The sequence below is a fragment of the Oscillospiraceae bacterium MB08-C2-2 genome, from assembly GCA_035621215.1.
Classification (GTDB): domain Bacteria; phylum Bacillota; class Clostridia; order Oscillospirales; family Ruminococcaceae; genus WRAV01.
Genome location: CP141729.1, coordinates 3,185,304 through 3,197,693, shown reverse-complemented (window position 1 = coordinate 3,197,693; position 12,390 = coordinate 3,185,304). Strand labels below are relative to the sequence as shown.

The 12,390-nt window shown below is 50.8% G+C and carries 13 protein-coding genes; 4 read left to right on the top strand and 9 right to left on the bottom strand.

Going from position 1 to position 12,390, the window contains the following annotated elements; translation table 11 throughout:
- The first annotated feature begins 46 nt into the window (after window positions 1–46).
- Genes U6B65_14550 through nth form a run of 3 tightly spaced genes read left to right on the top strand, consistent with a single transcriptional unit; the run spans window position 47 to window position 2,020 of the window.
- Window positions 47–835 carry an MBL fold metallo-hydrolase gene (locus U6B65_14550; GenBank protein WRS27526.1) on the top strand — a complete coding sequence of 263 codons (789 nt, stop codon included), beginning with the start codon at window positions 47–49 and terminating at the stop codon, window positions 833–835.
- Between the two features lie 8 nt (window positions 836–843).
- Window positions 844–1,323 carry a 23S rRNA (pseudouridine(1915)-N(3))-methyltransferase RlmH gene (rlmH, locus tag U6B65_14545; GenBank protein WRS27525.1) on the top strand — a complete coding sequence of 160 codons (480 nt, stop codon included), beginning with the start codon at window positions 844–846 and terminating at the stop codon, window positions 1,321–1,323.
- Window positions 1,324–1,345: 22 nt separating this feature from the next.
- The gene (gene nth, locus U6B65_14540; protein ID WRS27524.1) at window positions 1,346–2,020 is read left to right on the top strand and encodes an endonuclease III; all 675 of its coding nucleotides are present in this window, start codon (window positions 1,346–1,348) and stop codon (window positions 2,018–2,020) included.
- 334 nt (window positions 2,021–2,354) lie between these two features.
- Here nth and U6B65_14535 read toward each other — a convergent pair whose 3' ends face one another.
- Both U6B65_14535 and U6B65_14530 read right to left on the bottom strand, forming a co-directional pair.
- On the bottom strand, window positions 2,355–4,088 hold the full coding sequence (locus tag U6B65_14535; GenBank protein ID WRS27523.1) for a B12-binding domain-containing radical SAM protein: 1,734 nt from the start codon (window positions 4,086–4,088) through the stop codon (window positions 2,355–2,357).
- Window positions 4,088–5,368, bottom strand: coding sequence for a galactokinase family protein (locus U6B65_14530; protein WRS27522.1), 1,281 nt, complete (start codon window positions 5,366–5,368; stop codon window positions 4,088–4,090). The genes U6B65_14535 and U6B65_14530 overlap by 1 nt, the downstream gene beginning before the upstream one ends.
- Before the next feature lie 410 nt (window positions 5,369–5,778).
- Between U6B65_14530 and U6B65_14525 the strand changes: the two genes are divergently transcribed.
- On the top strand, window positions 5,779–6,642 hold the full coding sequence (locus U6B65_14525; GenBank protein WRS27521.1) for a mechanosensitive ion channel family protein: 864 nt from the start codon (window positions 5,779–5,781) through the stop codon (window positions 6,640–6,642).
- A gap of 108 nt (window positions 6,643–6,750) precedes the next feature.
- On the opposite strand, the gene U6B65_14520 is transcribed toward U6B65_14525, so the two are convergent.
- From U6B65_14520 to U6B65_14490, 7 genes are all read right to left on the bottom strand, one after another.
- Window positions 6,751–7,026 (bottom strand): spore coat protein, encoded by a 276-nt coding sequence (locus tag U6B65_14520; GenBank protein WRS27520.1) that lies wholly within the window; start codon window positions 7,024–7,026, stop codon window positions 6,751–6,753.
- A gap of 13 nt (window positions 7,027–7,039) precedes the next feature.
- On the bottom strand, window positions 7,040–7,225 hold the full coding sequence (locus U6B65_14515; GenBank protein WRS27519.1) for a spore coat protein: 186 nt from the start codon (window positions 7,223–7,225) through the stop codon (window positions 7,040–7,042).
- A gap of 393 nt (window positions 7,226–7,618) precedes the next feature.
- Entirely contained in the window at window positions 7,619–8,323 is a 705-nt protein-coding gene (locus U6B65_14510) for an ABC transporter ATP-binding protein (protein ID WRS27518.1), read from the bottom strand.
- Window positions 8,301–9,086 (bottom strand): ABC transporter ATP-binding protein, encoded by a 786-nt coding sequence (locus U6B65_14505; GenBank protein WRS27517.1) that lies wholly within the window; start codon window positions 9,084–9,086, stop codon window positions 8,301–8,303. Before U6B65_14505 ends, U6B65_14510 begins: the two co-directional genes overlap by 23 nt.
- Before the next feature lie 14 nt (window positions 9,087–9,100).
- Window positions 9,101–10,129: a branched-chain amino acid ABC transporter permease gene (locus U6B65_14500; GenBank protein WRS27516.1), complete on the bottom strand. Its 1,029-nt coding sequence runs from the start codon at window positions 10,127–10,129 to the stop codon at window positions 9,101–9,103.
- A gap of 2 nt (window positions 10,130–10,131) precedes the next feature.
- Entirely contained in the window at window positions 10,132–11,007 is an 876-nt protein-coding gene (locus U6B65_14495) for a branched-chain amino acid ABC transporter permease (protein WRS27515.1), read from the bottom strand.
- A gap of 189 nt (window positions 11,008–11,196) precedes the next feature.
- Window positions 11,197–12,384 (bottom strand): ABC transporter substrate-binding protein, encoded by a 1,188-nt coding sequence (locus U6B65_14490; GenBank protein WRS27514.1) that lies wholly within the window; start codon window positions 12,382–12,384, stop codon window positions 11,197–11,199.
- Between the last annotated feature and the right edge of the window lie 6 nt (window positions 12,385–12,390).

Here is a 12,390-nt window from a genome sequence, read left to right as displayed (position 1 = left end):
TTTTCTTTGTTTAGCAGGCAAGGTTTTATACGAAAGGCGGCCTGCTATGTCTCGCTTTTGTCCGCTGTTCAGTTCGAGCGGAGGCAACTGTACATATTTATCCGGCGGCTCTACCCGGCTCCTGGTGGATGCCGGTGTTTCCTGCCGCTCTATACTAAGCGCTCTGGAGCAAATTTCAGTGGACCCAGCCACCCTTTCGGGCATTTTGCTGACCCATGAGCACATTGATCATATTAAGGGTCTCAAGGTGCTGCTGAAAAAAATCAAGGTTCCGGTTTTCGCCTCCTGCGGAACGCTGGACTATTTGGTCAGCCAAGACCTTATCCCCCCCGGTGCCCAGCTGGTGGAGCTGGAGCAAGCTCTCGTGGTGGGAGATATTCGGGTCACCCCCTTTGCCACCCCCCACGACTGCGCCCAAAGCTTGGGCTTTCGTCTGGAAATGCCGGATGAAAGGGTCATTGGCATTGCCACCGACCTTGGGCATATTACCGAAACCGTAGCCTCCCATCTGGAGCGCTGTGACCTGATTATGCTGGAATCCAACTACGATGAGGGAATGCTCCAGTGCTCCCCCTACCCCTACCACTTAAAGCGGCGTATTCAGAGCAGTGTGGGGCATCTTTCCAATCCGGAATGCGCCCGGCAGCTCCAAGGCTTGGTACAAAGAGGCTCGGTGCATTTGGTTCTCGCCCATCTCAGCAGCCAAAACAACATGCCGGCTGTGGCTCACGCCACCACCAAATGCCAGCTGGAAATGGCCGGTATGACGGAGAATGTTGATTATACCTTGTGCGTTGCGCCTCGGAACGGTCCGGGTCAGCCCATTATTTTCTAGGAGAAACCATGACTGTTGAAATATTTGCGGTGGGAAAGCTAAAGGAAGCCTATCTGCGGGATGCCTGCGGGGAATACACCAAACGCCTTTCCTCCTTTTGTACTCTAAAGATTACTGAGCTTGCCGAATACCGCCTGCCTGCCAACCCATCCCTTGCTGAAATTCAGAAGGCACTGACTGCCGAGGGAGAAGCCATTCTGCAAAAAATTCCTGCCCGGTCAGCCATAACCACTCTTTGCATTGAAGGCAAAAGCCTTTCTTCTCCGGAGCTTGCCGGGGCTATACAGGATTTTGCGCTGAGCGGGGATAGTCACCTTTCCTTTGTGATCGGTGGTTCTCATGGTCTCAGCGACCCGGTAAAGCAGGCGGCCCGGCTGCGCCTTTCCATGTCTGCCATGACCTTCCCTCATCAATTGGCAAGGGTGCTGTTGCTCGAGCAGATTTACCGTGCCTTTTCCATCAACGCAGGCAGTCAGTACCATAAATAACCCCTGCGGAAAGGAGCCCTCTATGACCTCCAAAAAGAAAAACGCCCGCCTCTTGGTGGAAACCCTTGCAAAAAAATACCCTGACGCCATCTGCTCGCTGGAATACGAAAAGCCCCACGAGCTTCTCATTGCCACTCGCCTGTCTGCTCAATGCACCGATGCCCGGGTGAATATGGTAACCCCCGGCCTCTTTGGCCGCTTTCCCACTCTTGAAAGCTTGGCCGAGGCTGAAATTGAGGAAGTAGAGGCGCTCGTGAAAACCTGCGGCCTTTACAAAACCAAGGCCCGGGATATTGTGGCCATGTGCCAAATGCTCATAGATCGTTATGGGGGCATTGTCCCCGATACTATGGAAGATTTACTGAGCCTGCCCGGCGTTGGACGCAAAACCGCCAACCTGATTCTGGGGGATGTTTACCATAAGCCTTCCGTGGTATGTGATACCCACTGCATCCGCATCACCAATTTGCTGGGGCTAACGGATTCCAAGAATCCGTTAATTGTGGAAAACCAGCTGCGGGCTGTTCTTCCGCCGGAGGATTCCAACGACTTCTGCCACCGTCTGGTGCTGCATGGCAGAGCGGTTTGCGTGGCCCGCCGCCCCGATTGCCCCGCCTGCTGTATGGCTCCTTACTGCGACTATGCTAAGGAAAACCTTAAAAACAGCAACAAGGCCGCAAAAAAGGAAGCGAAATAAATCGCTTCCTCAGCTTGTCAAAAAAGTCCCACTGGGACTTTTTTGAAGATAGCTTGGCCTGAAGAAGAGGCTGATTCTTTCTTTTCCCTTGCAAAAGAAAGAATCAAAGAAAACGGCTTGTTGTTCAAAGAATTCCGCTGGCTACGGCCAGCGTCCAAAGACGCTGCCTTTGGAAACCGCAAACCTTTAAAAAGGTTTGATCGAAACGTCATTTGTATTCTTTGATATGCTAAGGAAGCGAAATAAATCGTTTCCTTTTTTTATGCTGATTATCGCATTTCCTTTTGGGGTGGTTTTTCTTTGCGTACTTTCTTTTTTTCAAAAAGAAAGTACGTCAAAAAGAAAGATCGAGGGGCTGAACTAAAGCCTTTCCGGTTACATCACGGCTGCTGTAATCAAAAAGCAGCCAGCATTGCCCGGGCTGGCCGGTTTGAGGGTCAAAAGGAAAGCACTCTGCATGAGCCATGCGCAAAATCTGCTTGGGCTCGTCCTCCATGTGATTGGGCAGAAAAGCCGCCCGGTTTTCCGGGGACTTCCAGAATTCAATCAGCTGGCCACGATGGGCAAAGCTCAAATCCACATCCACAAAGGCGGGGAGCTTTTTGGGCTTTTCGTGGAGGAGGATATCAAACTTGCACAGCCACTTGACCTGCTCAGTTTGAGGAAGCCCGGCAAAAGCCATAAACGCCCACAGAATTTCATAATACCCTTCCTTGGAATGAGGGCGCAGATGATAACCTCTTGCGGAAAAATAATCCCCAAGTGCCTGATAGAAGACAAAGGGTGAGGGATATTGCTCCACCATCCAGCCCAGAATGTGATCAAATCGCCCGCTGTTGTAATAGGTTTCCACCATATCCTCCGCGTCGGAAAGGCAAACAAGCTCCTTATAAGAAATCCAGCGGTTGGATAGAATCTGAAAGGGAGAGCTTTTGCGGTATAGAGCATCATACGCCCCTGCCTTGCGCTCCATTTCAGAGCCGCCCAGCACCTTTAGAAAGCCAAGCTGAAACTGATGGGGCCTTAGAGCGTATACCGCATCAAAGGAGCGGCCAAAGCTTTGGTAATCCTCATAAGGGAGCCCCGCTATCAGGTCAAGGTGCAGGTGAATGTTCCCAGGCCGGCGCAGAGCTTCTATTTTAGCAAACAGCCCGGGAATATCCGCATCCCGCCGAATTTCCCGCAGGGTCTGGGGATTGGTGGTCTGGATGCCGATTTCAAACTGGAAAAGCCCCGGCCTTGCGTGCGCCAAAAGAGCAATAGACTCATCGCTCAGCAGCCGCCCTTCCAATTCAAAATGAAAGTTTGTTGTGCCGTTATCCTCCTCCATGAGAAAAGCCCAGATATCCATGGCACGGCGCAAATCGGCGTTAAAGGTACGGTCAATGAACTTCACCTGCCGCACCCCGGCCGCAAGAAAACGCCGCAAATCCACTTTAACCAGCTCCACAGAGCGGAACCGCACCCCCGGCTCCACTGAGGAAAGGCAGTAGCTGCACCGAAAAGGACAGCCCCTTGAGCTTTCATAATAAAGAATCCGCCCCTCCACTTGGCTCAGGTCGGGATAAGGAAAGGGCAATTCATCCATGTCAACCGGCCTTGCCTGCGGGGTAACAACCAGTTCTTCCCCACTGTTAAAGACAACACCCGGCACTTTTTGCCAGTCTCTGTTTGAAAGGTTCTCCAGCAGAGGCAATAGAACCCGTTCCCCCTCGCCTCGAATCACCAAATCAAAGGCAGGGTTTTGCTGCAAAAAATCCTCACTGTGGTAACTGACCTGCGGGCCCCCCACTGCCAACACCACATCCGGGCGTACCTGCCGAAGCTGCTCCCCCAGCTCACAAACCATCTGCAAATTCCAGATGTAGCAGGAAAAAACCACCAAGGGAGCTTCTTTCTCCGCCAGCTCCCGCAGCAGCAGCTCGGTTCGCTGGTTGATGGTAAATTCAATCACTTCCGCTTTATAAGGCGATTCTTCCAGTAGCTGGTTAAAATACCTTATGGCTAAATTTGTGTGTATATACTGTGCGTTGATCGCAACCAGCAGGCAATCCTTGCGCTGACTCATCAAATATTCTCTCCTGTGAGAACGGCTGTCCCACCCAATGGGCGCACCGCTGTTTTTTGGCAGCAGCCTTTGCCGAAAACCGCCTCCATATATTTCTCGTATGCGGGCAGCTGGGGCAGGGGAACATAAACCTGTATGGTTCCGGCAAAGCCACCTCCCTGAACCCGAAAAGCGCCTTCCCCTTTCAAGAAAACATCGGTCAGCGCCAAAGCCAGTGCAAGCTCCTGATAAAAGGGATCACCGGCATGAACATTTTGCAGATACATCCATGAGGAGCGGCCAGACTCTTTGACCAGCTCCAGATACCGAGGGAAATCTTCTGCCTGCAAGGCCTGGGCCATCAGGGGAACACGGGCATTTTCCTCAAAAAAATGGATGGCCCGCAGAGCCGCTCTGTCTCCTGCTGTCCTGCGAATTTCCGGCAAGGCTGCGAGCAATTGGCTTTGGTCGGTCTGACCCAGAACCTCTTTGCCCAAGCAGCCGGCCGCCTGCCTCATTTCGCCGGGAATAGCGGCATAATCAGGGGTACGGTCGGCGTGACTGCCGCCGGAATTGACGATACACAAAGCATAGCCGGTTTTACCCAAATCAAAAGGAATGCTCTTTACGTTAGGCTCCTGTGGTTTGGCAAAATCCAATAAGGCAAAACCGCCCACCGAGCAGGCCAGCTGATCCATCAAACCGGAAGGCTTTCCAAAAAAGCGGTTTTCCGCCTCTTGACCGGCCAGCGCTACCGTTATAGGATCGATGCTTCCTCCATTGTATAAATGGCTGAGCACTGTTCCGATCACAACCGAAAAAGCAGCAGAGGAAGAAAGCCCAGAGCCGGGCAGAACCTGCGAATGGAGGCAAGCCCGGAAACCGCCGATTTGATAGCCTCTCTCCGCCAGGGAAGCCGCTACACCGCGAATCAGCCCTTGAGAAGTTCCATACTCTTCGGGCCGGGGGGAAAGCGCACTGAGCTCCACCAGAATTTCCGGCCTTTCCTGTGAATACAAATGTATAACAGGCTCCGCCAAAGGGCTGGCCGCACAAACCATATCCAGATTCACCGCAGCGGCCAAAACCTTTCCCAACTGGTGGTCGGTATGGTTGCCGCCTATTTCGGTGCGCCCGGGAGCGCTGTAAAAACCCCAAGGCTCTTGGCCGGGAAACAAGCGGGAAAAATCCTCCAGCAGGCTTTGGTACCGCTCCTGCTGCGAAGCCGCCTGCTCTGGCCCATATAGCTGGTCTAAAGCCGCAGCCAGCTTGCCTTCTTCAACCTTTTGCCGCAACGTCATTGGTTTGATCCTCTCCCTTTTTCGGTGGAAGACAACTTTTCTCCCGAGCCGATTTATTGGGTACTACTGAGTATATTACCCCATTGTGCCGTTTTTTTCAACCAAGCACAAGCCGTTTCTTTTTCTTTGTCCCTGTGCTATACTGGGCTGGGGAAATACTTCTTTTCCTGACCAGCTTGTCGATAAAATACCGACAAGCTTTATGGGGGGCATCCAATGCCACCCATATTCCCCCCGGCTTGCGCCTCTAAGGCGCAAAAAGTGGTATTCCTGCGTCGAAATCAATTCGACTCCGGAAGAATTACAAAACTAAAAGGTCTTTCGTTTAAATTGCTGCTATATTCTTCTAAAGTCTGGGCTGGGGAAACACCTCTTTTCCTGCTCTACTACAACATCAAGGGAGTGTCACTGTGATACTGCGTTTTTTACTTTCGGTTCCCGAACTGCCCGACATGGCTCAGGCCGTGGAGGATACCTTAGAGCAAGCCGAACAGCTTTCCGCTGAGGAAAAGGTTCATGTATTCGCCAGCTTTGTGGCGGAATATGGGCCCAAGATTCTCACCTGTCTGGTGGTGCTGATATTGGGTTCTGTTGCCATTCGGGCGATTACGAGTATATTTTCATCAGCCCTTGGGCGCTCCAAGGTTGACCCCACTTTGCACAGCTTCATTCTAGGCGGGGTAAAGGTGGTTCTCTATATTCCTTTGACCATCACCTGTGTAAGTCTTTTGGGGGTGCCAATCTCCCCCATTATTGCGGCCTTTGGTGCCTTGGGCCTTGCTCTTTCGCTGGCTGTGCAGGATACTCTCGCCAATGTGGCCGGGGGGATTTCGGTTTTGTTTTCACGCCCTTTTTCCAAAGGCGATATGGTAGAGATCGGGGATAAATCCGGCACTGTAACCGAGCTTGGGCTGGTTTATACCAAAATCAGAACCTTTGATAACCGGTATATCTACTTCCCCAACGGTGATGTTGCCAAATCCACCGTGGTGAACCTTTCGGCACTGCCCACCCGGCGTGTTGCGGTCACCTTTATCATTACACAGGATAACGATTTGGATTTTGTAAAAAAAGTGCTCTACGATGTGATCAATTCCAACGATATGAGCCTGAAAGAACCCGAGCCAACCGTTTTTGTCAGTGGGCAGACCATTGGCGGCCTTCGCCTGACTTGCCATGTGTGGGCAGACTCGGCACAGTGGTATTTGCTGGAGCGCTATCTGTTGGAGGAAGTGAAAAAGGCTTTTGATCAAGAAGGAATCCGGCTTCGCTGACCAACAAACGGAAAAAGCCATTCGGGCTTTACCCGAATGGCTTTTTCATATTCCCCCAAGCGTCTTAATATACCAAGGGAAAAAGGATTTTTTCATGGAAAAACAGCGCTACTGAGCGCTTCCCTGATACTTTTGTTTGGCAGCATTGATCTTGTTCATGTCAGCGGCCTCGGTGGGATACCAGCCACGGCTCTGCATCTCATTGAAAATTTCCTGCTGGATACGGTGCTCCTCGGTGAGGATGTTCATAAAATCGGTTTTAACAGCGGGCGTGGCGCACTCATTGGCAAAAGTGTTGTAGCCATCGGTAATAAATTTTTGGCTGGAAAGAAGGTCAGTCATGATCTCCTTTTCGCCGAAAGCGGAATTCATGTCTAGATTCATTTTTTCTTCCCCCTTAATTCAAGTGGCTGAGCAAGGTGTTGTAATGACACTGATGCTTAGCCGCGATTTCATCGCACTTGGTTTTAAGCTGGGAATCCTGTGTTGCCTGGGCGTACATGGTGTATTTCTTGATCAGATTCTGTTCAATACCCAACTGATCTTCAATAGCCGTTAATTCTTTGGATGTTAAATTCGGCATTGCTCTAATTCTCCTCTTAAACTTTAAATTGCGGCTTCGGCCCGATAGTCTCAAGCTTTTTATCCGATATTTTAAGTGGTGATAAAAATATCTCTGCTGCTAAGGCGGCTTTTTCGACTGCATAATATGCGCATCAAAAATTTCCGGAGCCACCCCAAAAACAGGAGCAGCACAAAAGCTAAAAAAACTCCGGCACAATGAAAATTGGCCGCATATTTATTGTTGCCCTCGGCCGAATATATATTACAGGAAATAAACTGCGGGATTTCTAAAACTTTGCCATTTTCTTTGAAAGGGATATTCCCGTAATCAATTTTGTATTTTTCAAAAAAATGGATAAAAAATAAGGACATGAGGCAGCCTCATATCCTTATTTTATCCATTTTTTGTTTTTTAACCGCCCAGATAAGCCTTGCGGATTTTATCGTTGCCGCTAAGCTCCTTAGCATCGCCGGAAAGGGTAATGCTGCCCACTTCCAGCACATAAGCCCGGTGGGCAATGCTCAAAGCCATGTTGGCGTTCTGCTCAATGAGCAGGATAGAAACGCCCTGCTTATTAATGGACTGAATCAGCTCAAAAATCAGCAGCACCAGATTGGGTGCAAGGCCCAAAGAAGGCTCATCCAACAAAAGCAACTTAGGCTCGGACATCAGCGCCCGGCCAATGGCCAGCATCTGCTGCTCGCCGCCGGAAAGCGTTCCTGCTGACTGCTTGATGCGCTCCTTGAGGCGGGGGAAAAGGTCATACACCCGCTCAAAAGCGGCCTGAATCTGCCCTTTATCCTTGCGGGTATAAGCGCCCAGCTTCAGGTTTTCTTCTACAGTCAGAGCAGGGAAAACCTCACGCCCCTCAGGGGAAAGGCTGATGCCTTTTTTCACAATGTGGGCCGGGGGGCTGTTGGTAATGTTTTCGCCCTGATAAAGCACCTCACCGGAGGCCACCGGCACAATGCCGGTGATGCTGTTAAGCAGCGTGGACTTCCCGGCCCCATTGCTGCCGATGAGGGTGACAATTTCCCCCTCACCCACTGTAATGTTCGCTCCTTTGAGGGCATGGATGCGGCCATAAAAGGTGTTAAGATTCTGTACGGTCAGCATGGTTGCTTACACCTCCTAAATAGGCCTTGATCACTTCTGGATTGTTTGCGATTTCGTCAGGCAGGCCGTGGGCAATCTCCTTGCCGTAATCCAGCACGTAGATGCGGTCGGATATATTCATAACCACGTTCATATCGTGCTCGATAAGCAAAACGGTATAGCCTTTATCCCGCAGCTCCCGGATAAAGCTGAGCAAATCCTCCGATTCCTGCGGATTCATGCCCGCCGCCGGTTCATCCAGCAACAGCAGCCTGGCTCCGGTTGCAATGGCACGGGCGATTTCCAGCTTGCGCTGTTCGCCATAAGGCAAATTTTTGGCATAATCGTGAATGCGGTGAGAAAGCCCGATGGATTTCAGGATCTCCACAGCACGGGTGGCCTTTTCTGCTTCCAGCCTCCGGTATTTCGGGGTACGGAACAAGGCGTCAAAAAAGCCGTATTTGGTGTTGGTATGGGTTCCTACCAGCACATTCTCAATGACCCGCAAATTGGAAAACAGGCGGATATTTTGAAAGGTACGGGAAATGCCCGCCTTCACAATTTCTTGGGGCTTGTGGTTCTGGATACTCTCGCCATCAAAGAAAATCTCGCCGTGATCCACCGTATAAACACCGGTTAAAATATTAAACACCGTGGTTTTACCGGCTCCGTTGGGTCCGATAATGCTGACGATCTCGCCCTTTTCCACATGAAAGCTGACATTGTTGACCGCTGTGAGGCCGCCAAAGGTTTTGGTTATGGATTTCACTTCAAAAAAAGCCATCTTCTCTGCGCCCCCTAACCGTTAATGGTTTCCTGGGAGACGCCCCGGGGAAACTTATATGGATTTTTGGATTGCCAGCCCAGCACACCCTGTGGCCGGAACCGCATCATCACAACCAGAATCAGGCCGTAGAAAACAAAGCGGTACTGCTCCATAAAGCGGAGCACCTCCGGGAAAGCCACCAACAAAGCGGCTCCCAGAAACATCCCCCGCATGGTACCCATACCGCCCAGAATCACAATGGAAAGGATCAGGATGGAGGTATCAAAGGTAAAGGAGTTGGGGTCAATATACCGCATAAAGTGGGCATAAAAGCCTCCGGCCAAGCCGGAAATCACAGCAGAAAGGGTGAAAGCCAGCACCTTGTAGTAAATGGTGGAAACACCCATCATAGTAGCGGCCAGCTCATCTTCTTTAATGGCCATAAAGGCACGGCCAATCTTGGAATTGACAATGGCATAGCAAGCCAGCGAAACCAAAAGCAGAATGACAAATATCAAGTAATACGTGCCGCCATTGGCAGTGGAAAGCTCGATACCAAAAAGACGGGGCCGGGGAATGTTTTTGATGCCCATAGGGCCATTGGTCACACTATCCCAGTTGGTCACAACCATGCGCACAATTTCAGCAAAGCCCAGTGTGACGATGGAAAGATAAGAACCGCTGAGCCGCAGAGAAGGAAGCCCCAGCAAAAAGCCGGCAACCCCAGCCACCAAGGCCGCACAGGGAAGCGCAAAAAAGAAGTTCATACCGGTCTTGGTCACCAGCACGGCACAGGTATAGGCACCGATGGAGAAGAAAGCGGCATTACCCAAGGAAACCTGCCCGGTATAGCCGGTGGGCAGATTCAGACCCATGGCCAAGGTAGCATATACCATAATCATGGTCATAATCCGCATGATATAGGGGCTGAGACCCAGCTGCGGCAGAATCAGTATGAGAACAATTCCGGCACACAGCAGCCACTTGCCATATTTCAGGCCAATGGTATTGAAAGAACCGAAGAATCCGGTGGAAGTGCTTGTTTCTTTTTTATTCATCATGATTACACCTTTGTGATTCCTTTCTTCCCAAACAATCCGGTGGGCTTGATAATCAGGATCACAATGAGAATGATAAAAGCTGCGGCATCCCGGTAGGTGCCTCCCAGATAGCCCATGGCAAGGCTTTCTGTAACACCTACAACCAATCCCCCTACCACAGAGCCATACAGAACGCCGATGCCGCCCAGCACCGCCGCCGCAAAGGCTTTAAGACCCAACAAAAAGCCCATGGTGGGATAAACCAGCTGATAATAAGCCGCCATCAAGGCACCGGCAATGGCTGCCGAAGCACCGCCCAAAAAGAAGGTGAAAGAAATGACCGAGTTGACCTCAATCCCCATCAGGCTGGCGGCTCTGGAATTTTGCTCCACAGCCCGCATGGCCAAACCGATTTTGGTCTTGTGAATCACCACGGATAAAACCACCAGCAGAACAAAAGAAACCGAAAACAAAACAATCTGGGAGGATTTAAGCTGAACCCCGGAAACCATAAAGCTCCCAAAATTCATAAAATCCGGAAACGATTTGCGCTCACTGCCCAAAAAGACCATGAGCAGGTTCTGGATAATATAGCTGACACCAATGGTGGTGATCAGGCTGGCGATGGGGATGGAATTCTTCTTGCGCAGCGGCTTGAGAGCCACCTTATCAATGGCCACACCCAAAAGGCCGGTGAGAATGATGCTGGCTGCAATGCCCGCCCAAACGCCAAAGTTCATGCCAACAAAGACAAAAACCATGTGGGCTCCAAAGGCATAGATAGAGCCGTGGGAAAAATTGATCAGCCGCAAAATTCCGAACACAAGTGAATATCCAACCGCCACCAACGCATACGCCATCCCGATGGCAAGGCCATTTAAGATATACTGTAAAAGCATTGGTCATGTACCGTTTCACAGACCTCCGTAACCGCCGTGAAACTTTCTCCTCCCCTGAATTTAAAAGTATACTCAATCAGCTTCAAAAGAGTTTTTTTGAAGCTGATTGAGTATATGGAGAGACCCCCGCAAAGGGCCTCCCCATAACAAATCCGTTATATAAATGTGTTTTGCAGGCAATCCTGGGAACTACGCAAGCAGTTCAAACTTGCCGCCCTTGATAACCACTTTCTTGAACACCTTCTGGGCTTCTCCCATTTCGTCAAAGGAGGTTTCGCCGCCGGCGCCCACATACTTGATGCTCTGAACATAATCCCGGATAGCGGCACGGTCGGCCCCAACATTGGCAATAGCCTCGCAGAGCATACCGGCTGCATCATAGGCCTGAGCAGCCAAACCAGAGGGATAGGTGCCGGTTTTCTCAAAGAAAGCATCCCGGAACTCTGCAACCAGAGGATCGGTGCTCTCATTGAAGTAGGAAACAGGGAAAACGGTTCCTTCCACAAACTCGCCGCCCAGATCGATAACCTGCTGGTTGTAAAGGTTGGCAAAAGCAGCAAGGCCGATTTCAGGGTTCAGCTGGCGATACTGGCGGGCAAAAGGAACAAAGGTGTTGTGCATGCCCACTACGATGATCGCTTCGCAGCCGGCAGCCTGGAAGTTGGTGATAGCAACACTGTAATCATCAGAACCATCCATGCATTCTTCTTTGGCTACAATGGAAACGCCCTCAGAGGCACGCTCGGCAACCAGATTCTCAATGATGGTGGAGGTGGACACACCCCAGTCGGTTTTGATATAAAGCAGGCCAATCTTCTTGGCGCCCAGATTGTTGACAACGGCATCAACAGTGGAAGCACCCTCAACACTGATAACGGTGTTGTTGCGAAAGATATAGTCACCCTCCTTGGTGAAATCCGGGTGGGAAGCAGAAGCAGAAATGTTCACCAATCCATATTCCTGGAAGGTGGGGGTAGCAGCCATGCTGACACCGCTAACATAGCTTCCGATAATACCCATAATATCTTTTTCCATGACAACCTTTTCAGCAATAGCGGCAGCTTCTTCGCCGTTGCTCTTGTCATCATAAGAAACAACTTCAATGGTATAGTCCCCGGCACCGCCGGCAGCATTCCATTTTTCAGCCTGAATCTCAGCAGCAACCTTAAAGCTGTTGCCATATTCGGCATGGTCACCGGTCAGAGGAGCGTAAACTGCAATTTTGGCTACCTTCTTTTCAGCAGGGGCCTCGCCTCCCTCACTTGCGGCCGGGGTGGCGGCAGCACTGCCGGAAGAAGATGAGGAGGAATTTCCGCAGCCTGCCAGAGCTGACAGGGTGAGAACCGCAATCAGTGCAATGGATAAAAACTTTTTCATAAACAG

Bases quoted from the DNA above. Each gene is read 5' to 3' on its own strand.
- nth (WRS27524.1), top strand. From the start codon at position 1,346: ATGACCTCCAAAAAGAAAAACGCCCGCCTCTTGGTGGAAACCCTTGCA.
- U6B65_14535 (WRS27523.1), bottom strand. From the start codon at position 4,088: ATGAGTCAGCGCAAGGATTGCCTGCTGGTTGCGATCAACGCACAGTAT.
- U6B65_14500 (WRS27516.1), bottom strand. From the start codon at position 10,129: ATGATGAATAAAAAAGAAACAAGCACTTCCACCGGATTCTTCGGTTCT.
- U6B65_14505 (WRS27517.1), bottom strand. From the start codon at position 9,086: ATGGCTTTTTTTGAAGTGAAATCCATAACCAAAACCTTTGGCGGCCTC.
- U6B65_14515 (WRS27519.1), bottom strand. From the start codon at position 7,225: ATGCCGAATTTAACATCCAAAGAATTAACGGCTATTGAAGATCAGTTG.
- U6B65_14530 (WRS27522.1), bottom strand. From the start codon at position 5,368: ATGACGTTGCGGCAAAAGGTTGAAGAAGGCAAGCTGGCTGCGGCTTTA.
- U6B65_14520 (WRS27520.1), bottom strand. From the start codon at position 7,026: ATGAATCTAGACATGAATTCCGCTTTCGGCGAAAAGGAGATCATGACT.
- U6B65_14510 (WRS27518.1), bottom strand. From the start codon at position 8,323: ATGCTGACCGTACAGAATCTTAACACCTTTTATGGCCGCATCCATGCC.
- U6B65_14550 (WRS27526.1), top strand. From the start codon at position 47: ATGTCTCGCTTTTGTCCGCTGTTCAGTTCGAGCGGAGGCAACTGTACA.
- U6B65_14490 (WRS27514.1), bottom strand. From the start codon at position 12,384: ATGAAAAAGTTTTTATCCATTGCACTGATTGCGGTTCTCACCCTGTCA.
- rlmH (WRS27525.1), top strand. From the start codon at position 844: ATGACTGTTGAAATATTTGCGGTGGGAAAGCTAAAGGAAGCCTATCTG.
- U6B65_14495 (WRS27515.1), bottom strand. From the start codon at position 11,007: ATGCTTTTACAGTATATCTTAAATGGCCTTGCCATCGGGATGGCGTAT.